At 62.3% G+C, this 25,671-nt stretch carries 29 protein-coding genes; 1 reads left to right on the top strand and 28 read right to left on the bottom strand.

Annotated elements, in window-relative coordinates; translation table 11 throughout:
- Nucleotides 1–7: 7 nt before the first annotated feature.
- The 20 genes from rplO to rpsJ all read right to left on the bottom strand — a co-directional run bounded on the left by rplO (nucleotide 8) and on the right by rpsJ (nucleotide 10,201).
- Complete coding sequence (gene rplO / locus HTS88_RS06760; protein ID WP_174176728.1) at nucleotides 8–496, bottom strand: 50S ribosomal protein L15; 489 nt, start codon at nucleotides 494–496, stop codon at nucleotides 8–10.
- Nucleotides 497–703, bottom strand: a complete 207-nt coding sequence (rpmD, locus tag HTS88_RS06765) for a 50S ribosomal protein L30 (protein WP_174176730.1) — start codon at nucleotides 701–703, stop codon at nucleotides 497–499.
- Nucleotides 704–705: 2 nt separating this feature from the next.
- Nucleotides 706–1,428, bottom strand: coding sequence for a 30S ribosomal protein S5 (gene rpsE / locus HTS88_RS06770; RefSeq protein WP_174176732.1), 723 nt, complete (start codon nucleotides 1,426–1,428; stop codon nucleotides 706–708).
- Nucleotides 1,425–1,808: a 50S ribosomal protein L18 gene (gene rplR / locus HTS88_RS06775; RefSeq protein ID WP_079596676.1), complete on the bottom strand. Its 384-nt coding sequence runs from the start codon at nucleotides 1,806–1,808 to the stop codon at nucleotides 1,425–1,427. Before rplR ends, rpsE begins: the two co-directional genes overlap by 4 nt.
- 2 nt (nucleotides 1,809–1,810) lie before the next feature.
- A complete protein-coding gene (gene rplF, locus HTS88_RS06780; protein ID WP_104184331.1) occupies nucleotides 1,811–2,347 on the bottom strand; it encodes a 50S ribosomal protein L6 in 537 nt (178 codons plus the stop codon).
- Between the two features lie 18 nt (nucleotides 2,348–2,365).
- The gene (gene rpsH, locus HTS88_RS06785; protein ID WP_041652213.1) at nucleotides 2,366–2,764 is read right to left on the bottom strand and encodes a 30S ribosomal protein S8; all 399 of its coding nucleotides are present in this window, start codon (nucleotides 2,762–2,764) and stop codon (nucleotides 2,366–2,368) included.
- Between the two features lie 94 nt (nucleotides 2,765–2,858).
- Nucleotides 2,859–3,440, bottom strand: a complete 582-nt coding sequence (gene rplE / locus HTS88_RS06790) for a 50S ribosomal protein L5 (RefSeq protein ID WP_102975105.1) — start codon at nucleotides 3,438–3,440, stop codon at nucleotides 2,859–2,861.
- Nucleotides 3,440–3,802, bottom strand: coding sequence for a 50S ribosomal protein L24 (gene rplX / locus HTS88_RS06795; protein WP_102975106.1), 363 nt, complete (start codon nucleotides 3,800–3,802; stop codon nucleotides 3,440–3,442). The genes rplE and rplX overlap by 1 nt, the downstream gene beginning before the upstream one ends.
- 3 nt (nucleotides 3,803–3,805) lie before the next feature.
- Nucleotides 3,806–4,174: a 50S ribosomal protein L14 gene (rplN, locus tag HTS88_RS06800; protein WP_009358299.1), complete on the bottom strand. Its 369-nt coding sequence runs from the start codon at nucleotides 4,172–4,174 to the stop codon at nucleotides 3,806–3,808.
- A 668-nt stretch (nucleotides 4,175–4,842) separates the two neighbouring features.
- Nucleotides 4,843–5,148, bottom strand: a complete 306-nt coding sequence (rpsQ, locus tag HTS88_RS06805; RefSeq protein ID WP_013601827.1) for a 30S ribosomal protein S17 — start codon at nucleotides 5,146–5,148, stop codon at nucleotides 4,843–4,845.
- Nucleotides 5,145–5,474, bottom strand: coding sequence for a 50S ribosomal protein L29 (gene rpmC, locus HTS88_RS22345; RefSeq protein WP_102975107.1), 330 nt, complete (start codon nucleotides 5,472–5,474; stop codon nucleotides 5,145–5,147). Before rpmC ends, rpsQ begins: the two co-directional genes overlap by 4 nt.
- A gap of 2 nt (nucleotides 5,475–5,476) precedes the next feature.
- Nucleotides 5,477–5,893 carry a 50S ribosomal protein L16 gene (gene rplP / locus HTS88_RS06815; RefSeq protein WP_013601829.1) on the bottom strand — a complete coding sequence of 139 codons (417 nt, stop codon included), beginning with the start codon at nucleotides 5,891–5,893 and terminating at the stop codon, nucleotides 5,477–5,479.
- The gene (gene rpsC, locus HTS88_RS06820) at nucleotides 5,894–6,727 is read right to left on the bottom strand and encodes a 30S ribosomal protein S3 (protein WP_013601830.1); all 834 of its coding nucleotides are present in this window, start codon (nucleotides 6,725–6,727) and stop codon (nucleotides 5,894–5,896) included. It abuts the gene before it with no gap.
- Entirely contained in the window at nucleotides 6,728–7,093 is a 366-nt protein-coding gene (gene rplV / locus HTS88_RS06825) for a 50S ribosomal protein L22 (protein ID WP_009358304.1), read from the bottom strand.
- 38 nt (nucleotides 7,094–7,131) lie between these two features.
- Nucleotides 7,132–7,413, bottom strand: coding sequence for a 30S ribosomal protein S19 (gene rpsS, locus HTS88_RS06830; protein WP_003803803.1), 282 nt, complete (start codon nucleotides 7,411–7,413; stop codon nucleotides 7,132–7,134).
- A gap of 12 nt (nucleotides 7,414–7,425) precedes the next feature.
- Nucleotides 7,426–8,265, bottom strand: a complete 840-nt coding sequence (gene rplB, locus HTS88_RS06835) for a 50S ribosomal protein L2 (RefSeq protein WP_066277871.1) — start codon at nucleotides 8,263–8,265, stop codon at nucleotides 7,426–7,428.
- 29 nt (nucleotides 8,266–8,294) lie between these two features.
- Nucleotides 8,295–8,600, bottom strand: a complete 306-nt coding sequence (rplW, locus tag HTS88_RS06840; protein WP_102975110.1) for a 50S ribosomal protein L23 — start codon at nucleotides 8,598–8,600, stop codon at nucleotides 8,295–8,297.
- On the bottom strand, nucleotides 8,597–9,220 hold the full coding sequence (gene rplD, locus HTS88_RS06845; RefSeq protein ID WP_174176734.1) for a 50S ribosomal protein L4: 624 nt from the start codon (nucleotides 9,218–9,220) through the stop codon (nucleotides 8,597–8,599). Before rplD ends, rplW begins: the two co-directional genes overlap by 4 nt.
- Nucleotides 9,221–9,224: 4 nt before the next feature.
- On the bottom strand, nucleotides 9,225–9,875 hold the full coding sequence (gene rplC, locus HTS88_RS06850; protein ID WP_013601833.1) for a 50S ribosomal protein L3: 651 nt from the start codon (nucleotides 9,873–9,875) through the stop codon (nucleotides 9,225–9,227).
- A 17-nt stretch (nucleotides 9,876–9,892) separates the two neighbouring features.
- Nucleotides 9,893–10,201 carry a 30S ribosomal protein S10 gene (rpsJ, locus tag HTS88_RS06855; RefSeq protein ID WP_003803825.1) on the bottom strand — a complete coding sequence of 103 codons (309 nt, stop codon included), beginning with the start codon at nucleotides 10,199–10,201 and terminating at the stop codon, nucleotides 9,893–9,895.
- A gap of 411 nt (nucleotides 10,202–10,612) precedes the next feature.
- Here rpsJ and HTS88_RS06860 point away from each other — a divergent pair, with 411 nt between their 5' ends.
- Nucleotides 10,613–12,049, top strand: a complete 1,437-nt coding sequence (locus HTS88_RS06860) for a GH1 family beta-glucosidase (RefSeq protein ID WP_174176736.1) — start codon at nucleotides 10,613–10,615, stop codon at nucleotides 12,047–12,049.
- 30 nt (nucleotides 12,050–12,079) lie between these two features.
- Here HTS88_RS06860 and HTS88_RS22350 read toward each other — a convergent pair whose 3' ends face one another.
- The 8 genes from HTS88_RS22350 to HTS88_RS06895 all read right to left on the bottom strand — a co-directional run bounded on the left by HTS88_RS22350 (nucleotide 12,080) and on the right by HTS88_RS06895 (nucleotide 25,466).
- A complete protein-coding gene (locus HTS88_RS22350) occupies nucleotides 12,080–12,205 on the bottom strand; it encodes a protein BatD (RefSeq protein WP_146072886.1) in 126 nt (41 codons plus the stop codon).
- 101 nt (nucleotides 12,206–12,306) lie between these two features.
- Nucleotides 12,307–13,497: an elongation factor Tu gene (gene tuf, locus HTS88_RS06865; RefSeq protein ID WP_056334246.1), complete on the bottom strand. Its 1,191-nt coding sequence runs from the start codon at nucleotides 13,495–13,497 to the stop codon at nucleotides 12,307–12,309.
- A gap of 261 nt (nucleotides 13,498–13,758) precedes the next feature.
- Nucleotides 13,759–15,873, bottom strand: a complete 2,115-nt coding sequence (gene fusA, locus HTS88_RS06870; protein WP_174176738.1) for an elongation factor G — start codon at nucleotides 15,871–15,873, stop codon at nucleotides 13,759–13,761.
- 68 nt (nucleotides 15,874–15,941) lie between these two features.
- Nucleotides 15,942–16,412, bottom strand: a complete 471-nt coding sequence (gene rpsG / locus HTS88_RS06875; RefSeq protein WP_026531948.1) for a 30S ribosomal protein S7 — start codon at nucleotides 16,410–16,412, stop codon at nucleotides 15,942–15,944.
- A 1-nt stretch (nucleotide 16,413) separates the two neighbouring features.
- Entirely contained in the window at nucleotides 16,414–16,788 is a 375-nt protein-coding gene (rpsL, locus tag HTS88_RS06880) for a 30S ribosomal protein S12 (RefSeq protein WP_009358312.1), read from the bottom strand.
- 383 nt (nucleotides 16,789–17,171) lie between these two features.
- The gene (locus HTS88_RS06885) at nucleotides 17,172–21,071 is read right to left on the bottom strand and encodes a DNA-directed RNA polymerase subunit beta' (protein ID WP_174176741.1); all 3,900 of its coding nucleotides are present in this window, start codon (nucleotides 21,069–21,071) and stop codon (nucleotides 17,172–17,174) included.
- A gap of 118 nt (nucleotides 21,072–21,189) precedes the next feature.
- Complete coding sequence (gene rpoB / locus HTS88_RS06890; RefSeq protein WP_079596667.1) at nucleotides 21,190–24,699, bottom strand: DNA-directed RNA polymerase subunit beta; 3,510 nt, start codon at nucleotides 24,697–24,699, stop codon at nucleotides 21,190–21,192.
- Nucleotides 24,700–24,992: 293 nt separating this feature from the next.
- The gene (locus tag HTS88_RS06895; RefSeq protein ID WP_174176743.1) at nucleotides 24,993–25,466 is read right to left on the bottom strand and encodes a hypothetical protein; all 474 of its coding nucleotides are present in this window, start codon (nucleotides 25,464–25,466) and stop codon (nucleotides 24,993–24,995) included.
- Nucleotides 25,467–25,671: the final 205 nt, after the last annotated feature.

The following is a 25,671-nucleotide window of genomic DNA, read 5'->3' on the forward strand; positions in this document are numbered from 1 at the left end:
ACCGGCTCTAGAGAGCGGTGGTGCTTCCGCCTGCTGCGGCAATCTTCTCAGCGGCGCTGGCCGAGAATGCGTGGGCGGTGACGTCTACCTTGACGGTGATGTCGCCGGTGCCCAGCACCTTGACGGGCTGGTTCTTGCGAACGGCACCCTTTTCGACCAGGTTCTCCACGGTGACTGCGCCACCTTCGGGGAACAGCTCGTTGAGCTTGTCCAGGTTTACAACCTGGAACTCAACCCGGAACGGGTTCTTGAAGCCGCGCAGCTTCGGCAGGCGCATGTGCAGCGGCAGCTGGCCGCCGGCAAAGCCAGCCTTGATCTGGTAGCGGGCTGCAGTACCCTTCGTGCCACGGCCAGCGGTCTTACCCTTGGATGCTTCACCACGACCAACACGGGTCTTGGCGGTCTTGGCACCCGGGGCGGGACGCAGGTGGTGAACCTTCAGGGCGTTCTGCTTCTCAGCAGCCTGTGCCTTGTCAGCAGTTTTCTTCTCTGCCATTTACTTCGCCTCCTCTACCTTTACCAGGTGCGGAACCGTGTTGAGCATTCCCACGGTCACGGCATCAGCGGTGCGGACAACGGTCTGTCCGATACGCTTCAGGCCGAGGGACCGCAGGGTGTCGCGCTGGTTCTGCTTGCCGCCAATGGCGGACTTGATCTGAGTGATCTCCAACTGAACGTCGGAGGGAACCAGGTTCTTAGCCATAACTAGGCACCTGCCTTCGGGTTCAGGAGTGCCTTCACCAGAGCCGCCGGAGCGATCTCGTCGAGGGGCAGGCCGCGGCGTGCTGCCACTGCTGCCGGCTCTTCGAGGCGCTTCAGGGCATCAACGGTCGCGTGAACGATGTTGATGGCGTTCGAGGAACCGAGCGACTTGGAGAGGATGTCGTGGATGCCCACGCACTCCAGTACTGCACGGACCGGGCCACCGGCGATAACACCGGTACCGGCGGATGCCGGACGCAGCATTACGACGCCGGCAGCAGCCTCACCCTGAACGCGGTGCGGGATGGTGCTGCCAACGCGGGGAACGCGGAAGAAGGACTTCTTAGCTTCTTCAACGCCCTTCGCGATTGCGGCAGGAACTTCCTTAGCCTTGCCGTAGCCAACGCCGACCATGCCGTTACCGTCACCGACGACGACCAGGGCGGTGAAGCTGAAGCGACGACCACCCTTGACCACCTTGGAAACGCGGTTGATGGTGACGACGCGCTCTACGAACTGGCTCTTCTCGGCTTCACGGCCGCCGTCGCGGCCGCCACGGCCACCACGGTCGCCGCGGCCCTGGCCACGGTCGCCACGCTCGCCGCGACGAGCGCCGCCACGGCGGTCGTCGGCAGCTGCGGGGGCAGTGGTCTCAGCGGCAGCTGTGGCTTCAGTAGCCTTCTGATCTGCAGACACAGTGTCCTTTTCCTTGTTTGCTTCCGTCACAGTGACAGCCCACCTTCACGTGCACCGTCAGCGACGGCGGCGATCCGGCCGTGGTACTTGTTACCACCGCGGTCGAAGACAACGGCTTCGATACCGGCAGCCTTGGCACGCTCGGCAACCAGTTCGCCAACGCGCTTGGCCTTGGCGGTCTTGTCACCGTCGAATGCACGAAGGTCGGCTTCCAGAGTGGAGGCGCTCGCTACGGTCAGGCCCTTGGTGTCATCGACAACCTGGACGAATACGTGGCGTGCGGAACGGTTGACGACCAGACGCGGACGTACAGCCGTACCGGAGATGCGCTTACGGATACGAAGCTGGCGGCGGCTGCGCGAAGCAGACTTGCTCTTGTTCGTACGCTTCTTGTTAATTGAGATGGCCATGGTTACTTACCAGCCTTTCCGACCTTGCGGCGGATGACTTCGCCGGCGTAACGGATGCCCTTGCCCTTGTAGGGGTCCGGCTTCCGCAGCTTGCGAATGTTGGCAGCAACCTCGCCGACCTGCTGCTTGTTGATACCTGAAACAGAGAGCTTGGTCGGGGTCTCAACTGCAAAGGTGATGCCGTCCGGGGCGGTGACGCTGACCGGGTGGCTGTAACCAAGAGCGAACTCCAGGTCGGATCCCTTGGCCTGAACGCGGTAACCGGTACCGACGATTTCAAGCTTCTTCTCGTAGCCCTTGGTGACGCCCTCGATCATGTTGGAGATCAGAGTGCGGGTCAGGCCGTGGAGTGAACGGGAGGCGCGCTCGTCGTTCGGGCGGGCGACAGTCAGGGTGTCTGCATCCAGGGTGACCTCGATCGGGCTGGCCACAGTGTGGTTCAGCTCGCCCTTGGTGCCCTTGACGCTGACGACAGAGCCGTCAACCTTGACCTCAACGCCGGCAGGAACGGTGATGGGGAGACGTCCAATACGTGACATTATTCTCTTCCTTTCCCGTTACCAGACGTACGCGAGGACTTCGCCGCCCACGCCCTTCTTGCCGGCCTGCTTGTCAGTCAGGAGGCCGGAAGAGGTGGACAGGATTGCGACACCCAGGCCACCGAGCACGTGCGGCAGGTTGGTGGACTTTGCGTAAACACGCAGGCCCGGCTTGGAGATACGGCGAACACCAGCGATTGAACGCTCGCGGTTCGGTCCGAACTTGAGCTCGATGGTCAGCTTCTTGCCAACCTCAGCGTCCTCTTCCTTCCAGCCGGCAATGAAGCCTTCAGCCTTGAGGATGTCGGCAACGCGTGCCTTGAGCTTGCTGTACGGCATGGTCACGGTGTCGTGGTATGCCGAGTTTGCATTGCGCAGACGCGTAAGCATGTCTGCGACAGGATCTGTCATTGTCATGGTGGGCTCGTGCCCTTCCTCGTAACGGTTTCCGCGGTGCTGCTTTCCTGACCGGAGTCAGAAGCCATGCCGCCGGACCTTTTACGTAGTTAGATTAGTCTTCGGCCTTGAACGGGAAACCAAGCGCCTTGAGCAGCGCGCGGCCTTCGTCATCGGTCTTGGCAGTGGTAACAACCGTGATGTCCATACCGCGGACGCGGTCGATCTTGTCCTGGTCGATTTCGTGGAACATAACCTGCTCGGTCAGACCGAAGGTGTAGTTGCCGTTGCCATCGAACTGCTTGCCGGAGAGTCCGCGGAAGTCGCGGATACGGGGCAGTGCCAGGGTGACAAGACGATCCAGGAATTCCCACATGCGGTCGCCACGCAGGGTAGCGTGTGCACCGATGGGCATGCCTTCGCGCAGCTTGAACTGTGCGATCGACTTGCGGGCCTTGGTTACCTGCGGCTTCTGGCCGGTGATCTGGGTGAGGTCGCGGACAGCGCCGTCGATCAGCTTGGAGTCCTTGGCGGCATCTCCAACACCCATGTTCACAACGACCTTCACGAGGCGGGGAACCTGGTTGACGTTCTGGTACTTGAATTCCTCAATGAGCGTGCTCTTGATGGATTCTGCGTACTTGGTCTTCAGACGAGGAACGATCTTCGTTGCCGGAGTCTCGAGAGTCTCAGTCATTAGATGTCCTTCCCTGAGCTCTTGGCCACGCGGATGCGGACTTCGCGCTGCTTGCCGTTACGCTCAACGGTTTCAGTGCGGAAGCCAACGCGGGTGGGCTTCTTGGTGGACGGGTCAACCAGGGCCACGTTGGAGATGTGGATCGGGGCTTCAACAACCTCGATGCCACCGGTCTTGGTGCCGCGCTGCGACTGACCGACCTTCGTGTGCTTGGTTACGCGGTTGACGCCTTCAACCAACACGCGGTTGGTGTCGGTGAACACGCGCAGGACCTTGCCCTGCTTGCCGCGGTCGCCGCCGCGCTCAGCCTTGGCACCAGTGATGACCTGAACGAGGTCACCCTTCTTGATCTTAGAAGCCATGGACTAGAGCACCTCCGGAGCCAGAGAAACGATCTTCATGAACTTCTTGTCACGGAGTTCACGACCAACCGGTCCGAAGATACGGGTACCGCGGGGGTCACCGTCGCCCTTCAGGATCACAGCTGCGTTCTCGTCAAACTTGATGTAGGAACCATCCGCACGGCGGCGTTCCTTCTTGGTACGGACGATGACTGCCTTGACAACATCGCCCTTCTTTACGTTGCCGCCCGGGATTGCATCCTTGACGGTGGCGACAATGACGTCACCGATGCCTGCGTAGCGACGGCCAGATCCACCGAGAACGCGAATGGTAAGGATTTCCTTAGCACCCGTGTTGTCGGCGACCTTGAGTCGCGACTCCTGCTGAATCACTATTTACTCCTTGCGTCGCGCCGGTTCTCAGACCGAAAATCTTCCTACGGAATGAGCCTTGCGGAACGGTTGATCGGGGTGTCTCTTGACCTGCCTGGATTTTGCCAGACCAGGCCTAAACTCCCGTGCCAGAAGCAGTTGCTCCCATCCGGTCCAGGACCAGTCCTGGGCGCAAGGGGGCACTATGCCGTGGCACGCTTGTTTACGAGGTTGATGACGGCGCACGAAAGGCGCCATACAAACTCAATATCCTAGCACAGTTCGGGCCAGTCCCCATATCACCGGCGGCGCTCCCCCGCAACACCGCCAGCCCCCTCTCACTCCCAGCACCTTTTGGGCAAACCATCTCTCACTCCCGATGGCCGCTCGCGGGAGAGTGAAAGAGCGTTCAGGAAAAGCCGACGTTAAGTGAGAGAGCGATCGGGAAATGCCGACGTTAAGTGAGAGAGCGTCGGGGGGCGGACGACGGCGGCACGCACGGCAGCCTTTCGGCGCACCACAGGGGACACTCCCCCGCAAAGAAGCGGCGCCGCCGTCGTGCGCTCCCCGGAAAAGTGCCCGGCGTGACGGCCCCAGGACGGGCACCACGACGGAGCACTCCCCCGGTTAACGCGGAAACCCCCGCTCCCAAAGGGAACAGGGGTTTCCGGATACCGAAGCAGCAGGTGCTACTTGGCCTTCTCGAGGATTTCCACGAGCCGCCAGTTCTTGGTGGCGGACAGCGGGCGGGTCTCGGCGATGACAACCAGGTCGCCGATGCCGGCGGTGTTGTTCTCATCGTGTGCCTTGACCTTGGAGGTACGGCGGATGACCTTGCCGTACAGGGCGTGCTTCACGCGGTCCTCAACCTGGACAACGATGGTCTTTTCCATCTTGTCAGAGACCACGTAGCCGCGACGCGTCTTGCGGTAACCGCGCTGCTCAGCCGTGGCTGCGGTAGCAGTTTCCGTCACGTTCTCGTCCTTTTCACTCACTTGGCATCCTCCTCGGTCTCAACCGTTTCAGCCTTGGGGGCCTTCTTGGTTGCTGCCTTCTTGGACTTCTTTTCTTCCTTGGCTTCCACAACCGGTGCGGCAACCTCGGCACGAATGCCCAGCTCGCGCTCACGGAGAACGGTGTAGATGCGGGCGATGTCCTTCTTTACCGCGCGCAGCCGACCGTGGTTCTCCAGCTGTCCGGTGGCGGACTGGAAACGCAGGTTGAACAGCTCTTCCTTGGCCTTGCGGAGTTCTTCAACGAGACGCTCGTTGTCGAAACCGTCCAGCTGTGCGGGAGCCAGATCCTTGGATCCTACTGCCATTTCTATTCACCACCTTCGCGACGCAGAATGCGTGCCTTCAACGGGAGCTTGTGGATTGCCAGGCGCAGTGCCTCGCGGGCTACCGATTCCTCGACACCGGAGATCTCGAAGAGAACCCGGCCCGGCTTGACGTTTGCGACCCACCATTCCGGTGAACCCTTACCGGAACCCATGCGGGTTTCGGCAGGCTTCTTGGTCAGGGGACGGTCCGGGTAGATGTTGATCCAGACCTTACCGCCACGCTTGATGTGGCGGGTCATCGCAATACGGGCAGACTCGATCTGACGGTTGGTGACGTATGCCGGGCTCAGGGCCTGGATGCCGTACTCACCGAAGGAGACCTTGGTGCCGCCCGTAGCAGCGCCGGAACGACCCGGGTGGTGCTGCTTACGGTGCTTGACTCGACGTGGGATAAGCATTTAAGCCTGTCCTCCTTCTACAGCTGCAGCAGGTGCAGCCTCAGCTGCCGGAGCCTCTGCAGCAGGAGCTGCGTCGGCGGCCGGGCGGTCGTTACGACGGCGGCGGTCACCACGGTCAGCGCCACCCGGGCGGCCCGGACGGTCGCCGGAGCGTCCGCGGGACGGGGCGGAAGCGGCCTGCTGGGCCAGTTCCTTGGCGGTGACGTCACCCTTGTAGATCCAGACCTTCACACCGATGCGGCCGAAGGTGGTCTTGGCTTCGTAGAAGCCGTAGTCGATGTTCGCACGGAGGGTGTGCAGGGGCACACGGCCTTCGCGGTAGAACTCCGAGCGGGACATTTCAGCGCCACCCAGTCGACCCGAGCAGGCGATACGGATGCCCTTGGCACCTGCACGCTGCGCGGACTGCATGGCCTTCTTCATCGCACGGCGGAATGCCACACGTGAAGTCAGCTGCTCAGCAACGCCCTGGGCAACAAGCTGTGCCTCCATCTCGGGGTTCTTGACCTCGAGGATGTTCAGCTGGACCTGCTTGCCGGTGAGCTTTTCGAGCTCGCCGCGGATGCGGTCTGCTTCTGCTCCGCGGCGGCCGATGACGATGCCGGGACGGGCCGTGTGGATGTCCACGCGGACGCGGTCACGGGTGCGCTCGATCTCAACCTTGGCGATACCGGCGCGCTCCATGCCCGTGGACATGAGCTGGCGGATGCGGATGTCTTCGCGAACGAAGTCCTTGTACCGCTGGCCGGCCTTGGTGCTGTCAGCGAACCAGTGCGATACGTGATCGGTGGTGATGCCGAGTCGGAACCCGTGCGGGTTTACTTTCTGTCCCACTTAGCGAGCCTCCTCTTTCTCCGGGGTAGCGACTACCACGGTGATGTGGCTGGTGCGCTTCTTGATCTGAAATGCGCGACCCTGGGCACGCGGCTGGAACCGCTTCATGGTCGGGCCTTCATCAACAAACGCTTCGCTGATGATGAGGTCACCTTCGTCAAACGCAACGCCGTCGCGGTCCGCGAGGACCCGGGCGTTGGAGATTGCCGACTGTACTACCTTGAATACCGGCTCTGAAGCTGCCTGGGGGGCAAACTTCAGAATTGCCAGAGCCTCATTCGCTTGCAATCCACGAACAAGGTTGACGACGCGCCGGGCCTTCATAGGCGTTACGCGGATGTGGCGCGCAATTGCCTTGGCTTCCATTGCTTTCCTTCTCTCGTCTTTGACGTAAGTGCAGGCGCCTAGCGGCGCTTGCCCTTACGGTCGTCCTTGACATGGCCGCGGAATGTCCGCGTGGGAGCGAATTCGCCGAGCTTGTGCCCGACCATCGACTCAGTGACAAACACCGGGATGTGCTTGCGTCCGTCGTGTACGGCGATCGTGTGTCCGAGCATGTCGGGGATGATCATCGAACGGCGGGACCAGGTCTTGATGACGTTCTTGGTGCCCTTTTCGTTTTCCCTGGCTACCTTCACAAAGAGGTGCTGGTCGACGAAAGGACCTTTTTTCAGGCTGCGTGGCATGTGTCCAGGCTCCTATCGCTTGTTCTTGCCAGTACGACGGCGACGAACAATAAGCTTGTCGCTCTCTTTGTTGGGGCGGCGGGTGCGGCCTTCCCGCTGACCGTTGGGGTTGACGGGGTTACGTCCACCGGACGTCTTACCCTCACCACCACCGTGCGGGTGGTCAACCGGGTTCATGGCGACACCACGGACGGTCGGGCGGACGCCCTTCCAGCGCATGCGGCCGGCCTTGCCCCAGTTGATGTTCGACTGCTCGGCGTTGCCGACCTCGCCGACGGTTGCGCGGCAGCGCACGTCAACGTTGCGGATTTCGCCGGAAGGCAGACGCAGCTGGGCGAAACGGCCTTCCTTTGCAACGAGCTGGATCGATGCGCCGGCGGAGCGGCCCATCTTGGCGCCGCCACCCGGACGCAGTTCAACTGCGTGGATAACAGTACCCACGGGGATGTTGCGCAGGGGCAGGTTGTTGCCAGGCTTGATGTCAGCGTTGGCGCCGGCCTCTACGAAGTCACCCTGGGACAGCTTGTTCGGGGCGATGATGTAACGCTTGGTGCCATCAACATAATGCAGGAGGGCGATGCGAGCCGTACGGTTCGGATCGTACTCAATTTCAGCAACGCGGGCGTCCACGCCGTCCTTGTCGTGACGACGGAAGTCGATCAGACGGTACTGGCGCTTGTGTCCGCCACCCTTGTGACGGGTGGTGATCTTACCGGTGTTGTTACGGCCACCCTTTTTGGGCAGCGGACGTACCAACGACTTTTCCGGCGTCGACCGCGTGATTTCGGTGAAGTCCGCTACGCTCGAGCCACGACGGCCCGGGGTAGTCGGCTTGTATTTACGGATTCCCATAATTTATTTCCTCGTTAAAGTGGTCTCCGCTACGAGAGCGGACCGCCGAAGATGTCGATGGTGCCTTCTTTGAGGGTGACAATCGCACGCTTGGTGTTCTTGCGGGTACCCCATCCGAATTTGGTGCGCTTGCGCTTACCGGCACGGTTGATGGTGTTGATCGAGTCGACCTTGACGGAGAAGATTTTCTCCACGGCCAGCTTGATCTCGGTCTTGTTCGAACGGGGGTCCACCAGGAAGGTGTACTTGCCCTCGTCGATCAGGCCGTAGCTCTTTTCCGACACGACGGGTGCAAGCACGACGTCGCGGGGATCCTTGATGGTGGCTGCACTCACTTGGCATCCTCCTCATTCTTTGCCACTGCCTTGCCGGCAACGAATGCGTCGTAGGCAGCCTTGGTGAAGACAACGTCATCGGAGACGAGAACGTCGTAGGTGTTCAGCTGGTCTGCGTACAGAACGTGAACACCGGCGAGGTTGCGCACGGACAGTGCGGCAACATCGTTGGCGCGCTCGATGACGACCAGCAGGTTCTTGCGGTCGGAAACACCGCGCAGCGCTGCAAGTGCAGCCTTGGCGGAGGGCTTGGTGCCTTCTACCAGCTCGGCGACGACGTGGATACGGCCGTTGCGTGCCCGGTCAGACAGTGCACCGCGCAGGGCGGCAGCAATCATCTTCTTGGGGGTGCGCTGGCTGTAGTCACGCGGGGTGGGACCGTGGACAATGCCACCGCCGGTCATGTGCGGAGCACGGATGGAACCCTGACGGGCGCGGCCGGTGCCCTTCTGCTTGAACGGCTTGCGTCCTGCACCGGAAACTTCAGCGCGGGTCTTGGTCTTGTGGGTACCCTGGCGAGCAGCAGCGAGCTGGGCAACGACAACCTGGTGCAGCAGCGGCACGTTGGTCTGTACGTCGAAGATCTCTGCAGGCAGGTCAACCTGGACAGTGTTAGCCATTGAACTAGGCTCCCTTCACGGCGGTGCGTACGAGGACGACCTGGCCGCGGGCGCCGGGGACGGCACCCTTGATAAGGAGCAGCGACTTCTCGACGTCAACCGCGTGGACCGTGAGGTTCAGCGTGGTGTGACGAACGGCGCCCATGCGGCCGGCCATTTTCATGCCCTTGAAGACGCGGCTCGGGGTGGATGCGCCACCGATTGAACCGGGCTTACGGTGGTTCTTGTGGGCACCGTGGGAAGCTCCAACGCCGTGGAAGCCGTGACGCTTCATAACACCGGCGAAGCCCTTACCCTTGGTGGTGCCGATGACGTCGATCTTCTGGCCGGCTTCGAAGACCTCTACGGAGAGCTCCTGGCCCAGCTCGTACTCAGCAGCATCTGCGGTACGGAGTTCGACGACGTGGCGGCGAGGCGTGACGCCTGCCTTTTCAAAGTGACCAGCCAGCGGCTTGGTGACCTTGCGGGGATCGATCTGGCCGTAGCCGATCTGAACGGCGACGTAGCCATCAGCTTCTGCGTTGCGCAGCTGGGTGATGACGTTCGAATCTGCCTGGACCACAGTGACGGGGATGAGCTTGTTGTTCTCGTCCCAGACCTGGGTCATGCCGAGCTTCGTGCCCAGCAGGCCCTTTACGTTACGGGTTGCGGTCATAGTCTCTCAGCACCTCCCTACAGCTTGATTTCGATGTTCACGTCGGCCGGCAGGTCGAGACGCATAAGCGAGTCAACAGCCTTCGGCGTGGGATCGATGATGTCGATAAGACGCTTGTGCGTGCGCATTTCAAAGTGCTCGCGGCTGTCCTTGTACTTGTGCGGAGAGCGGATCACGCAGTACACGTTCTTCTCCGTAGGCAGCGGCACGGGGCCCACTACCGTTGCGCCTGCGCGCGTGACCGTCTCAACGATCTTCCGTGCTGAAACGTCAATGACCTCGTGGTCGTATGACTTCAGCCGGATGCGGATTTTTTGTCCCGCCATGTCGCCTGACTCTCTTTCAGTCTGTGCTTCCCCTGATTAGGGCTGCCCTGTTCATTTCTCGTTGTATGGCTGCCGAAGCATTTGAAGTCGTAACTACCACCCGCCGCACAAACTGAATCCGGATGAATCCGGGTTCCTCACCTTGCCGGCGCAACCGACCCCCGCGGTCGGGCGTGTCGCGCTTTTCACGCATACAAATCCGCTATCCATGGGGAGTGGGTTATGTTTGGTCTTCCACTTGGACCCTGACACCCGGCATTATCCGGATCGGGACACGAAGAAGCGCTTGAACAACTCATCTAGTATGCCGGAATTTATGGCCAGAAGCGAATCGGTCCCGTCAGGAGCGTCCTGCCCGGTGCCCCTAGCAGGACCATTGCCCACGGACATTTCCGAATGGATGATAGGGGAATGACTCTGGAAAGCACTGAATCGGCGACCCAACTGGCGAACCGCATGCCGCCGTCGTTCACCCTGGGGGTTGCGGCAGCGGCCTTCCAGATTGAGGGGGCACTGACCGACGGCGGCCGCGGCCCCTCTGGCTGGGACGCCTTCGCCGAGAAGCCCGGAGCCATCATGGACGGTCACTCCCCCGCCGTGGCGTGCGACCACTACAACAGGTTGCCGGAAGACGTTGCGCTGCTCCAGGACCTTGGCGTGGACTCCTACCGGTTTTCGCTGTCCTGGCCGCGGATCCAGCCCGACGGGCGGGGCGCGTTCAACAAGGAGGGCCTGGACTTTTACGACCGGCTGCTCGATCAGCTCCTCGCTGCCGGAGTCTCCCCCATGGCCACTCTCTACCATTGGGACACGCCGCTGCCGCTGGAACACCGCGGCGGCTGGCTGAACCGCGAGACCGCCGAACGCTTTGGGGACTACGCCAGTGCGGCGGGCGAGCGTTTCGGGGACCGCGTGGCGCAGTGGGTCACGCTGAATGAACCGGTATCCGTGACCCTGAACGGCTATGCCCTCGGCGTCCACGCCCCCGGCCATGCGCTGATGTTCGACGCCCTCCCCTCCATCCACCACCAGTTGTTGGCCCACGGGCTGGGTGCGCAGGCCCTGCGCGCTGCCGGGGTGTCAGGCGGCATCGGCGTCACCAACCTCCATGCCCCCGTCCGGCCGGCAAGCCGAAAGATCGGCGACCGGCTGGTGGCGCACCTCTACGACCTGCTCATGAACAGGATCTACGCGGATCCAGTGCTCCTGGGCCGCTACCCTTCGCTCCCCCTGTACGCCAAACCATGGCTTCGATCCATCGGGAAAATCTCCGACGCCGACCTGCGCACCATCCACCAGCCCCTGGACTTCTACGGCCTCAACTACTACTTCCCGGTGAAGGTGGCGCTCGGCAAGGGGTCGGCGTCCATTCCCGCGGACGTGCATAAGGCGGTGGCAAGGCTGCCGTTCCATGAGGTGGGCTATCCGGAATACAGCAGCACCGGGTTCGGGTGGCCGGTGGCCCCGGACCATCTGGGCGTCCTGCTGAAGGAACTTCACGACCGCTACGGCGATGCCCTCCCCCCGGTATACATCACCGAGGGCGGTGCCAGCTTCCCGGAACCGGACACCGTCTCGGGGACTTTGGCGGACGAGGAACGGGTAACGTACCTGGCGACGCACCTGGGCGCTGCCCTCGACGCAACAGCCCCCGGCGGGATCGCCGCCGGCGTGGACCTGCGCGGCTACTATGTGTGGACCCTGATGGACAACTTCGAATGGGCGGCAGGCTACTCCCAAAGATTCGGGTTGGTCCATGTCGACTTTGAGACGCAGGAAAGAACCCCAAAAAAGTCCTTCTACTGGTACCAGGCACTCAGCCGGGCACGGAAAGCCAAGGGCGCGTAGCCGAGGTGTCCCTGCCTGCCGCGGTAGCGGCTAAAGGTTCTTGTTTGCCCGGTTGATCCGCTTGGCGCGGTCGATTTCGTTGCGGAAGTGCTTCTTGGCCCAGAACACGCCGGCGACGACGGCAACTGCGATGATCAGGAAAATAAGCCAGCCCATGATGAACTCCTTTCGGTCCAGCAACAGTATCAGGGACGCGTTAACCAAAAAGAACAGCCCCGCTGCAGTAGCAGCGGGGCTGTTCTTCAGTTCACCAATAATTACTTGATGATCTTGGTAACGCGTCCTGAACCAACGGTGCGGCCGCCTTCGCGGATTGCGAAGCCGAGGCCCTCTTCCATTGCGATCGGCTGGATGAGCGCAACGGTCATCTCAGTGTTGTCGCCAGGCATAACCATTTCCGTGCCCTCGGGCAGGGTGATAACGCCGGTTACGTCCGTGGTACGGAAGTAGAACTGCGGGCGGTAGTTGGAGTAGAACGGGTTGTGACGTCCGCCTTCGTCCTTGGAGAGGATGTAGACGTTGGCCTCGAAGTCGGTGTGCGGGGTGATGGAACCCGGCTTGACGACAACCTGGCCACGCTCGACATCGTCGCGCTTCAGACCGCGGAGCAGGAGGCCACAGTTCTCGCCGGCCCATGCTTCGTCGAGCTGCTTGTGGAACATCTCGATACCGGTAACCGTGGTCTTCTGGACCGGGCGGATGCCGACGATCTCGACCTCGGAGTTGATGGCGAGGGTTCCACGCTCGGCGCGGCCCGTAACAACGGTGCCACGGCCGGTGATGGTGAAGACATCCTCGATCGGCATCAGGAACGGCTTGTCGCGGTCGCGTACGGGGTCCGGAACGGACTCGTCAACAGCGGCCATCAGGTCCTCAACGGACTTGACCCACTCGGGGTCGCCTTCCAGGGCCTTGAGGCCGGAAACGCGAACCACGGGTGCTTCGTCACCATCGAAGCCCTGCGAGCTCAGGAGCTCACGAACTTCCATTTCAACGAGGTCCAGCAGTTCCTCATCGTCAACCATGTCGGCCTTGTTCAGCGCGACCAGCAGGTAGGGAACACCAACCTGGCGGGCGAGCAGAACGTGCTCGCGGGTCTGAGCCATGGGGCCGTCAGTAGCGGCGACCACGAGGATAGCGCCGTCCATCTGGGCAGCACCGGTGATCATGTTCTTGATGTAGTCAGCGTGACCCGGGGCGTCTACGTGTGCGTAGTGGCGCTTTTCGGTCTGGTACTCCACGTGGGAGATGTTGATGGTAATGCCACGCTGACGCTCTTCGGGAGCAGAGTCGATCGACGCGAAGTCGCGCTTCTCGTTGAGATCCGGGTACTTGTCGTACAGCACCTTGGAAATGGCGGCCGTCAACGTCGTCTTACCGTGGTCAACGTGACCAATGGTGCCGATGTTAACGTGCGGCTTAGTCCGCTCGAACTTTGCCTTTGCCACAGGTTCCTCCTAGAACGTTTTCAAATGACATACCCTTCAGCCGCGCTTGTCGCGGCGGAAACTCAGGTAAGTCTACTTGGGGGGCTTTGGATTGGTGAAATTGCAGATTCAGGAACTAATACTAGTCCCTCGAGCCTGTTCGTGCAGATGGCCGGAACCGGCTTGGCCGGACGAATCCGACCGGCCCCGGCCACCTGCACCGGCTGTGCTTTCCTGGATCGAAAAGCGCACCCGAGGTTGTTCGCTGCGAAAGTCCGGGGACTATTCGCCGCGGGTCTTCTGGATGATCTCGTCGGCAACTGCCTTCGGGACCTCGGCGTAGCTGTTGAACGTCATGGAGTACACAGCGCGGCCCTGGGTCTTGGAGCGCAGGTCGCCGATGTAGCCGAACATGCCGGACAGCGGAACGTGCGCACGGATGACCTTGACGCCCTGTGCATCTTCCATGGACTGCATCTGGCCACGGCGGGAGTTGAGGTCACCGATAACTTCACCCATGTATTCCTCAGGGGTGCGGACCTCGACATCCATCAGCGGTTCGAGCAGAACCGGGTTCGCCTTGCGTGCGGCTTCCTTGAAAGCCATACGGCCGGCGATCTTGAACGCCATTTCCGAGGAGTCAACATCGTGGTAGGCGCCGTCAACCAGCGTCGCCTTGATGCCGACAACCGGGTAACCGGCCAGGACGCCGTCGTTCAGCGCATCCTGGATACCAGCGTCAACCGAAGGGATGTACTCGCGGGGAACGCGGCCACCGGTGACCTTGTTCTCGAACTCGTACAGCTCGCCATCGGCCGTGTCCAGCGGCTCGATCGCAATCTGGATCTTTGCGAACTGGCCCGAACCACCGGTCTGCTTCTTGTGCGTGTAGTCGTGGCGTTCGACGGCGCGCTTGATGGTTTCGCGGTAAGCAACCTGGGGCTTGCCCACGTTTGCTTCGACCTTGAATTCGCGGCGCATGCGGTCCACCAGGATGTCCAGGTGGAGCTCGCCCATGCCGGCGATGATGGTCTGGCCGGTGTCTTCGTTGAGGGACACCTGGAAGGTGGGGTCCTCAGCGGAGAGCTTCTGGATGGCGGTGGAGAGCTTCTCCTGGTCACCCTTGGTGTTCGGCTCGATGGCAACAGAGATCACGGGCTCCGGGAAGCTCATGGACTCGAGGACGATCTGGTTGGCGGAGTCGCACAGGGTGTCGCCCGTGGTGGTGTCCTTCAGACCGATGGCTGCGTAGATGTGGCCGGCGGTAGCGCCTTCAACAGGCATTTCCTTGTTGGCGTGCATCTGGAACAGCTTGCCGATGCGCTCCTTCTTGCCCTTGGTGGAGTTGACCACCTGGGCGCCTGCTTCCACGTGACCGGAGTACACGCGGATGAAGGTGAGCTGGCCGAAGAACGGGTGCGCAGCAATCTTGAAGGCCAGTGCGGAGAACGGCTCTTCGGAGGACGGCTTGCGGGTCAGTTCCTTCTCTTCGTCGCGAGGATCGTGGCCGACCATCGGGGGGACGTCGAGCGGGTTCGGCAGGTAGTCGACGACTGCATCGAGCATCGGCTGAACGCCACGGTTCTTGAACGCGGAGCCGCAGAAGATCGGGTAGAGCTCGGAGTTGATCGTCATCTTGCGGATGCCGGCCTTGAGCTCGTCGATCGAGATCTCTTCGCCTTCGAGGTACTTCTCCATGAGTTCCTCGGAGGACTCTGCAACGGTCTCAACGAGCGTTGCGCGGTACTCCTCGGCCTTTTCCTGGAGGTCAGCCGGGATCTCGCGGATCTCGTACTTGGCACCCATGGTCACGTCGCCCTTGGCGTCGCCGGGCCATACGAGGGCACGCATGTAGAGCAGGTCCACGACGCCGATGAAGTCGTTCTCGGCACCGATCGGCAGCTGCATGACGAGCGGCTTGGCGCCCAGGCGGCTGATGATGGTGTCTACGGTGAAGTAGAAGTCAGCGCCCAGCTTGTCCATCTTGTTGACGAAGCAGATACGCGGGACGTTGTACTTGTCAGCCTGGCGCCAGACGGTCTCGGACTGAGGCTCAACGCCTTCCTTGCCATCGAAGACGGCGACGGCACCGTCGAGGACGCGCAGGGAGCGCTCAACCTCCACGGTGAAGTCAACGTGGCCGGGGGTGTCGATGATGTTGATCTGGTTGTTTTCCCAGAAGCAGGTCACGGCGGCAGACGTGATGGTGATGCCGCGTTCCTTTTCCTGTTCCATCCAGTCAGTGGTCGAAGCGCCGTCGTGCGTTTCGCCGATCTTGTGGTTCACACCCGTGTAGAACAGGATGCGCTCGGTGGTGGTGGTCTTGCCGGCATCAATGTGGGCCATGATGCCGATGTTGCGGACCTTACTAAGGTCGGTAAGCACGTCCTGTGCCACGGGGTCTCCTTTTGGGATTGACTACGCGTTCGCCGCCGGCTCGGTTGAGCCGGCGGCGCCCGGGAGTATTACCAGCGGTAGTGTGCGAAGGCCTTGTTGGACTCGGCCATCTTGTGGGTGTCTTCGCGACGCTTCACAGCGGCACCGAGACCGTTGGATGCATCCAGGATTTCGTTCTGGAGGCGCTCGGTCATCGTCTTCTCGCGGCGGGCCTTTGAGTAGCCAACCAGCCAGCGCAGTGCGAGGGCGGTGGAGCGGCCCGGCTTGACCTCAACCGGAACCTGGTAGGTGGCGCCACCGACGCGGCGTGAGCGGACCTCGAGGGAAGGCTTGACGTTGTCCATGGCCTTCTTGAGGGCTGCTACGGGGTCGCCGCCGGACTTGGCGCGGGCGCCTTCGAGGGCACCGTAGACGATGCGCTCTGCCGTGGACTTCTTGCCGTCAACGAGCACCTTGTTGATGAGCTGGGTGACCAGCGGGGAGCCGTAAACGGGATCTAGTACGAGCGGCCGCTTGGGGGCCGGACCCTTGCGAGGCATATTACTTCTTCTCCATCTTTGCGCCGTAGCGGCTGCGTGCCTGCTTACGGTTCTTGACACCCTGGGTATCGAGGGCGCCACGGACGATCTTGTAGCGGACACCCGGAAGGTCCTTCACACGACCACCGCGGACGAGCACAATGGAGTGCTCCTGCAGGTTGTGGCCAACACCGGGGATGTAGGCGGTTACTTCCACGCCGCCGTTGAGGCGTACACGTGCCACCTTACGCAGAGCCGAGTTCGGCTTCTTCGGGGTGGTGGTGTAGACGCGGGTGCAAACACCGCGGCGCATGGGGCTGCCCTTAAGCGCGGGAGCCTTGGTCTTTGAGACCTTAGGCGTGCGGCCCTTGCGGACCAACTGGTTAATCGTAGGCACTCTCGTGTTCTCCGTTTTATCCGGAGTGGCCGCTTCCGGCCACTCTCCTTTGCGTTGCCCCGCCGCCTGGGCCTTGAAGAAGATCTCCAAGGCGGCGAAGGCGAAGCCTTAATAGTCGGATCGCATACGCAGGGAATGACCTGACTTGCGTCTTCAACGGTCCCTAGGCATGCAAAAATGTGGCATACGTTGCACAAGAACCCTGCAAACCGGAAACGTCGCTCTGGTTCAGCCCTAAGGCTGGTACCGGCGCACTCATCCACTGCCACAATAACAATTGGTAACAAGTCTAGCATGGACGGGCTCCACGCCTTAATCGGCGGCTTAAACGGGGATGGTCCCCCACCTTGCGGTGAAGGACCATCCCATGGCTGCAACTGCCTTTAGCGGAAGTCGTTGCCCAGGTCGTAGTCATCCAGCGGGATGGCGTGGAACTCGGGAGCTCCATCCCCACCCAGGGTGTCGTACGAGAAGTCACTGAACGCGCTGGGGCCGGTGAACAGGTTGGCCTTTGCTTCCTCAGTGGGCTCGACGGTGACCTCGGTGTAGCGCGGGAGGCCCGTGCCGGCCGGGATCAGCTTACCGATGATGACGTTCTCCTTGAGGCCGAGCAGCGGGTCGCTCTTGCCTTCCATGGCCGCCTGCGTCAGGACGCGGGTGGTCTCCTGGAAGGAAGCTGCGGACAGCCAGGACTCGGTTGCCAGGGACGCCTTGGTGATGCCCATGAGCTCGGGACGTCCGGAAGCCGGAGTCTTGCCCTCGGACACAACGCGGCGGTTGGCATCCTCGAAACGGCTGCGCTCGGCGAGCTCGCCGGGCAGCAGGTCCGATTCACCGGACTCGATGACCGTGACGCGGCGCAGCATCTGGCGGACGATAACCTCGACGTGCTTGTCGTGGATACCGATGCCCTGGCTGCGGTACACGCCCTGGACTTCGTCCACCAGGAACTTCTGTGCCGCACGCGGACCCATGATGCGCAGGACCTGCTTGGGATCCACCGGGCCGTTGATCAGCTTCTGGCCGACGGTGACGTGGTCGCCATCCTCGATCAGCAGGCGTGAACGGCGCAGCACCGGGTAGGCGATCTCTTCGGTTCCGTCATCGGGAGTGATGACCAGGCGCATCTGGCGCTCGGACTCTTCGATGGTGATGCGGCCGGCTGCTTCAGCAATCGGTGCGACACCCTTCGGAGTACGGGCTTCGAAGAGCTCCTGGATACGGGGCAGACCCTGGGTGATGTCGTCGCCACCGCTGGCGGAGACGGCACCACCGGTGTGGAACGTACGCATGGTCAGCTGGGTACCGGGCTCACCGATGGACTGTGCGGCGATGATGCCGACGGCCTCGCCGATGTCCACGGTCTTGCCGGTGGCCAGTGAACGGCCGTAGCACAGTGCGCAGGTTCCAACGCTGGACTCACAAGTGAGTACGGAGCGGACCTTGACCTCGGTGATGCCTGCCTTGAACAGCTCATCGATCACCACGTCACCGCAGTCGGTGCCGGCGGCTGCGAGGACCTTGCCCTCGGAGTCCACGACGTCGACGGCGAGCGTACGTGCGTAGGCACTGTTCTCGACGTTCTCGTCCAGGACCAGCTCACCGTTGGAGTCGGCGACGGCGATGGGCGTGACCAGGCCACGCTCGGTGCCGCAGTCCTCTTCGCGGACGATGACATCCTGGGAGACGTCCACCAGGCGGCGGGTCAGGTAACCCGAGTTGGCGGTACGCAGTGCGGTGTCAGCCAGGCCCTTACGGGCACCGTGCGTGGCGATGAAGTATTCCAGAACCGACAGGCCCTCGCGGTAGGAGGACTTGATGGGACGGGGAATAATTTCACCCTTCGGGTTGGCCACCAGGCCACGGATACCCGCGATCTGGCGGACCTGCATCCAGTTACCACGTGCACCGGAGGACACCATGCGGTTGATGGTGTTCATCGGTGACAGGCTGTCGCGCATTGCCTGGGCGATCTCGTTGGTTGCCTTGTTCCAGATCTCGATCAGTTCCTGGCGGCGCTCGTCGTCGTCGATCAGGCCCTTGTCGTACTGGCCCTGGATCTTGGCGGCGCGCTCCTCGTAGCCGGCGAGGATCTCCGGCTTGGCGGCCGGCACCTCGATGTCCGAGATAGCAACGGTGACGCCTGAACGGGTGGCCCAGTAGAAACCGGCATCCTTCAGGTTGTCCAGCGTTGCCGCGGTGACCACCTTCGGGTAGCGCTCGGCGAGGTCGTTGACGATGCGGGACAGTTCGCCCTTGTCGGCAACGGCTTCAACCCAGGGGTAGTCCTCAGGCAGGGTCTCGTTGAAGAGAACCTGGCCCAGGGAGGTCTGGACGAGTGCGGGCTGGCCCTGCTCCCAGCCTTCCGGAGCTTCCCAGCCTGCGTACGGAACGAAGCCTTCGAGGCGGATCTTGACCTGCGAGTTCAGGTGCAGCTCGCGGGCATCGAACGCCATGATGGCTTCCGACACAGAACCGAAGATGCGGCCTTCGCCAGCCGAACCCTTGCGCTTGGTGGTCAGGTGGTAGAGGCCGATGATCATATCCTGCGAGGGCAGGGTGACCGGACGTCCGTCAGAGGGCTTCAGGATGTTGTTGGAGGACAGCATCAGGATGCGGGCTTCAGCCTGGGCCTCGGGGCTCAGCGGCAGGTGGACTGCCATCTGGTCGCCGTCGAAGTCAGCGTTGAAGGCGCCACAAACCAGCGGGTGGAGCTGGATGGCCTTGCCTTCAACAAGCTGAGGCTCGAACGCCTGGATACCGAGGCGGTGCAGGGTAGGTGCACGGTTGAGCAGCACCGGGTGTTCGGTGATGATCTCTTCCAGCACGTCCCAGACCTGCGGACGGTAGCGCTCGACCATGCGCTTGGCCGACTTGATGTTCTGGGCATGGTTGAGGTCAACCAGGCGCTTCATCACGAACGGCTTGAAGAGCTCCAGGGCCATCTGCTTGGGCAGGCCGCACTGGTGCAGCTTCAGCTGCGGGCCGACGACGATGACCGAACGGCCGGAGTAGTCGACGCGCTTGCCGAGGAGGTTCTGGCGGAAACGGCCCTGCTTGCCCTTGAGCATGTCGCTCAGGGACTTCAGCGGACGGTTGCCCGGTCCGGTGACCGGACGGCCGCGGCGGCCGTTGTCGAAGAGGCTGTCAACAGCTTCCTGAAGCATGCGCTTCTCGTTGTTGACGATGATCTCCGGAGCACCCAGGTCAAGCAGGCGCTTGAGGCGGTTGTTGCGGTTGATCACGCGGCGGTACAGGTCGTTGAGGTCGGAGGTCGCGAAGCGGCCACCGTCCAGCTGGACCATGGGGCGCAGTTCCGGCGGGATCACCGGGACGGCGTCGAGGACCATGCCAAGCGGGCTGTTGTTGGTGGTCAGGAACGCGTTGACCACCTTGAGGCGCTTGAGGGCGCGGGTCTTGCGCTGGCCCTTGCCGTTGGCAATGATGTCGCGCAGCAGGTCGGACTCGGCCTGCATGTCGAAGCTTTCAAGGCGCTTCTTGATGGCTTCGGCACCCATGGAGCCTTCGAAGTACATGCCGTAGCGGTCGCGCAGCTCGCGGTACAGTCCTTCGTCACCTTCGAGGTCGGCGACCTTCAGGTTCTTGAAGCGGTCCCAGACCTGCTCGAGGCGCTCGATGTCGGCATCGGCGCGCTTGCGCACGTTGGCCATCTGGCGGTCGGCGGAGTCGCGTGCCTTCTTCTTGTCGGCAGCCTTGGCGCCTTCGCCCTCGAGGCGGGCAATCTCGCCTTCGAGGTCGCGGGCTATCGCCGCGATGTCGGAGTCGCGGTTGTCGATCAGCTGCTTCTTCTCGATGTCGTGCTCAACCTGCAGGTTGGGCAGTTCCTCGTGGCGGGCGGCTTCGTCAACGCTGGTGATCATGTAGGCAGCGAAGTAGATGACCTTTTCGAGGTCCTTCGGTGCCAGGTCGAGGAGGTAGCCCAGGCGGGAGGGAACACCCTTGAAGTACCAGATGTGCGTGACGGGTGCGGCCAGCTCGATGTGGCCCATGCGTTCGCGGCGGACCTTTGCACGGGTGACTTCGACGCCACAACGCTCACAGATGATGCCCTTGAAGCGCACGCGCTTGTACTTGCCGCAGTAGCATTCCCAGTCCCGGGACGGGCCGAAGATCTTCTCGCAGAAGAGTCCGTCCTTCTCGGGCTTGAGTGTGCGGTAGTTGATGGTTTCCGGCTTCTTAACCTCGCCGTAAGACCAGCCACGGATGTCTTCCGCGGTGGCGAGGCCGATCTGCATGAGGCCGAAGGAGGATTCGCTGGACATATGGTCCCTGTTCTCTCTTGTTCTCTAAATTCTGAAGTCTTGGGTGCGGGATGAGGGAAGGGGCTACCGGGAAAGGACAGCGCGGCGGGGCCGCTTGCCTCTCCCGGTAAACCTCCTTCTAGACCTCTTCTACGGAACTGGGCTCTGCACGAGACAGATCGATGCCCAGTTCTTCCGCAGCCGTGAAGACTGCGTCATCAGAGTCACGCATTTCAATTGTGGTTCCGTCCGTGGAAAGAACTTCCACGTTCAGGCACAGCGACTGCATTTCCTTGATCAAGACCTTGAAGGACTCGGGAACACCCGGCTCCGGGATGTTCTCGCCCTTGACGATGGCTTCGTAGACCTTCACGCGGCCATGGATGTCATCAGACTTGATGGTGAGGAGTTCCTGGAGCGTGTAGGCGGCGCCATAGGCTTCGAGCGCCCACACTTCCATTTCACCGAAGCGCTGGCCACCGAACTGTGCCTTACCACCCAGCGGCTGCTGCGTGATCATGGAGTACGGGCCGGTGGAGCGGGCGTGGATCTTGTCGTCCACCAAGTGGTGGAGCTTCAGGATGTACATGTAGCCGACCGAGATCGGATCCGGGAACGGCTCGCCGGAGCGGCCGTCGAACAGGCGGGTCTTGCCGGAGGAGTTGATCAGGCGTTCGCCGTCGCGGGTCACATTGGTGGAGTCCAGCAGGCCCGTGATTTCCTCTTCGCGGGCACCATCGAACACCGGCGTTGCAACAGTGGTCTGGCCACTTTCGCGCGGCAGGTTCGGCAGCTGCTTGACCCATTCGGGCTCGCCTTCGATCTTCCAGCCGGTCTTGGCAACCCAGCCGAGGTGCGTTTCGAGCACCTGGCCCACGTTCATACGGCCCGGGACACCCAGTGGGTTCAGGACAATATCAACGGGGGTGCCGTCGGCAAGGAAGGGCATGTCCTCAACGGGGAGGATCTTGGAGATAACACCCTTGTTGCCGTGGCGGCCGGCGAGCTTGTCGCCGTCGGTGATCTTGCGCTTGGCAGCGACGTAGACGCGGACCAGCTGGTTCACGCCCGGGGGCAGCTCGTCATCGTTGTCGCGGTCGAAGACGCGCACGCCGATGACGGTGCCGGACTCGCCGTGGGGAACCTTCAGTGAGGTGTCGCGGACTTCGCGGGACTTCTCGCCGAAGATGGCGCGCAGCAGGCGCTCTTCCGGGGTCAGCTCGGTTTCACCCTTCGGGGTGACCTTTCCGACCAGGATGTCCCCTGCTTCAACCTCGGCACCGATGTGGATGATGCCGCGCTCGTCCAGGCCTGCCAGGACTTCCTCGGACACGTTGGGGATGTCACGGGTGATTTCCTCGGCACCAAGCTTGGTGTCGCGGGCATCGATCTCGTGCTCCTCGATGTGGATGGAGGAAAGAACGTCCTCGGCAACGATGCGCTGCGAGAGGATGATGGCGTCCTCGAAGTTGTGGCCTTCCCATGACATGAATGCCACGAGCAGGTTCTTGCCGAGGGCGAGCTCGCCCTGGTCCGTTGCCGGGCCGTCGGCGATGATGCCGCCAACTTCCAGGCGCTGGCCTTCGTTCACCAGGACACGGTGGTTGTAGCAGTTGCCCTGGTTGGAGCGGGCGAACTTGTTGATGCGGTAGTTGGTCTCCGTGCCGTCGTCGTTGAGCATGATGACGAGCTCGGCGGAAACCTCGGTGACCACACCGGCCTTCTTGGCGATGACAACGTCACCGGCGTCGACGGCTGCGGCGCGCTCCATGCCGGTGCCCACGAAGGGGGCCTCGGAACGGACCAGCGGCACGGCCTGGCGCTGCATGTTGGCACCCATGAGTGCGCGGTTTGCGTCGTCGTGCTCCAGGAACGGGATCAGGGCGGTGGCCACGGACACCATCTGGCGCGGGGAAACGTCCATGAACTCGACGTCCTCGGCGGGAACGAGGACGGGCTCGCCTCCACCACCGCGGGCACGGACCAGGACGGTCTCTTCGGCGAACTTCTTGTTCTCGTCCAGCGGCGCGTTGGCCTGGGCGATCAGGACCTCAGCCTCGTCGTCGGCCGTCAGGTACTGGACGTCGTCGGAAACGACGCCGTTCTTGACCAGGCGGTACGGCGTCTCGATGAAGCCGAACGGGTTGATGCGTCCGTAGGATGCCAGCGAACCGATCAGGCCAATGTTCGGGCCTTCAGGGGTTTCGATGGGGCACATACGTCCGTAGTGGGACGGGTGCACGTCACGGACTTCCATGCCGGCGCGGTCACGGGACAGACCACCCGGGCCAAGGGCCGACAGGCGGCGCTTGTGGGTCAAACCCGAGAGCGGGTTGTTCTGGTCCATGAACTGGGACAGCTGGGACGTTCCGAAGAACTCCTTGATGGCCGCAACCACGGGGCGGATGTTGATCAGGGTCTGCGGCGTGATGGCCTCGACGTCCTGGGTGGTCATACGCTCGCGGACAACGCGCTCCATGCGGGACAGGCCGGTGCGGACCTGGTTCTCGATGAGCTCGCCGACGGCGCGGATCCGGCGGTTGCCGAAGTGGTCGATGTCGTCGATTTCGACGCGCAGGTCCACTTCCTGGCCGTCACGGGTGCCCTTGATGGTCTTCTCGCCGGCGTGCAGCGCAACGAGGAACTTGATCATGGCAACGATGTCTTCAACATGCAGGACCGATGCTTCCTTGTCGCCAAGGGAGCGGTCGATGCCAAGCTTGCGGTTGATCTTGTAGCGGCCAACCTTGGCCAGATCGTAGCGCTTGGAGTTGAAGTACAGGTTGTCCAGCAGGGACTGGGCAGCCTCGACGGTGGGCGGCTCGCCCGGGCGCAGCTTCCGGTAGATGTCCAGCAACGCGTCTTCGCGCGTCTCGGTGGCGTCCTTCTCCAGCGTTGCGCGCATGGAGTCGTACTGGCCGAACTCTTCGAGAATCTGGCCTTCGGTCCAGCCGAGGGCCTTCAGCAGGACCGTGACGGACTGCTTGCGCTTGCGGTCGAGGCGGACGCCGACCTGGTCGCGCTTGTCGATTTCGAGTTCGAACCAGGCACCGCGGGACGGGATGATCTTCGCGGTGAAGATGTCCTTGTCGCTGGTCTTGTCGGCGGCACGCTCAAAGTAGGCGCCCGGGGAGCGGACCAGCTGGGAGACGACGACACGCTCGGTGCCGTTGACCACGAAGGTGCCCTTCTCGGTCATCAGCGGGAAGTCGCCCATGAACACGGTCTGCTGCTTGATTTCGCCCGTGTTGTTGTTCATGAACTCGGCCTTGACGTACAGCGGAGCGGAGTACGTAGCGTCCCGGTCCTTGCACTCGGCCATGGTGTACTTGGGGTCAGCGAACTCCGGATCAGAGAAGCTCAGGGACATGGTGCCCTGGAAGTCCTCGATCGGGGAGATCTCTTCGAAGATGTCCGACAGGCCGGACGTGGTGGCGACGCTGAGATCGTTTTCTTCGACAGCCTTCGCTACGCGTGCCTGCCAGCGTTCGTTGCCGACCAGCCAGTCAAAGCTGTCCGTCTGCAGGGCAAGCAGATTCGGAACGTCAAGAGGTTCGTGAATCTTTGCGAATGAGAGCCGGCGAGTGGCACCATCAGTGCTGTCGGCAGTGTTAGCGGTTTCGTTATTAGAGGTGCTCGAGGCGACCAAGAGGGATCCTTCCACAGACCTTCAGGCGTTTTCAGATCTCCCCCGCTGTGCACCCTGCGGAATGCTCCGCAGTGCTACCATCCGGTTCCGCTATATGACCCGGGGCCCGCGCTGACCATGCTGTGACGCGGTTGACGGCACGTTGATTGTCAGCTGCCAGGCAAAGCCCACCGCTATATGAAGGCTGAAGGTAAACAGGGAAGACGCAAATATCTACGATACGGCAAAACAGCCTACGTGTCTACCCCATGTCCGGCCGGAATGCAAGCACCGGTTTTCGCGCCTCCTCGGTACTACAGCCGCAGCGTGACCCCCGCGTCCGTGCAGGTCCCGGCGTTGGCGAAGACGGCGTCCCGGACAGCGTCCTCTGACTCCTGCGCCGCCCCACTGCCGGATCCGGCGGAACCCGAGCGGTCAATCGCCAGCAGGCTCAGCGACGCGAACAGGCCGCGAAGATCGCCGGACACCGTGCCCTTCGCTTCTTCGGCCTGCAGGTAGACGTCCTCATAGCCCTCGGAATCGTCCGAAGGAACGGCCGCGTAGCGTTCAAAGAGGGAGTTGAAGAGCTCGCATGCTGCCTTGGTGCCCTGTGCAGGGGACGACGACGGCGTCCCGGCGCTGCCGCCGACGGCGGCGCTGGTACGGGCGGGGCCTGGCTCCGGCTGGGATGGGGGCGCGGAGGCGGCGTCGTTGTCGGGCACCGACACGGAACAGGCGGTGAGCGCCGCGAGGGACGCTGCTGCCGCTGTGGCAAGTAGTTTCTTCACGCTGCTGCTCCAACCGTCCCGGGGCAGGGACCCACTGTTTCCCCTGCACAAGTGTCCGCGGTCCACCCTACGCACGCCGCCGCCGTCGCGCACGTTCAAGGGATGGGGACCTCTCCCCCGCCCGGAAGCTGCAGTGGACTGTGGCCGCAGCGCGCTGCCCAGGGACGGAATGCCCATGCGGTACCGGGCGTTTGAATACTTAGGT

The organism is Pseudarthrobacter oxydans (assembly GCF_013314975.1).
Classification (GTDB): domain Bacteria; phylum Actinomycetota; class Actinomycetes; order Actinomycetales; family Micrococcaceae; genus Arthrobacter; species Arthrobacter oxydans.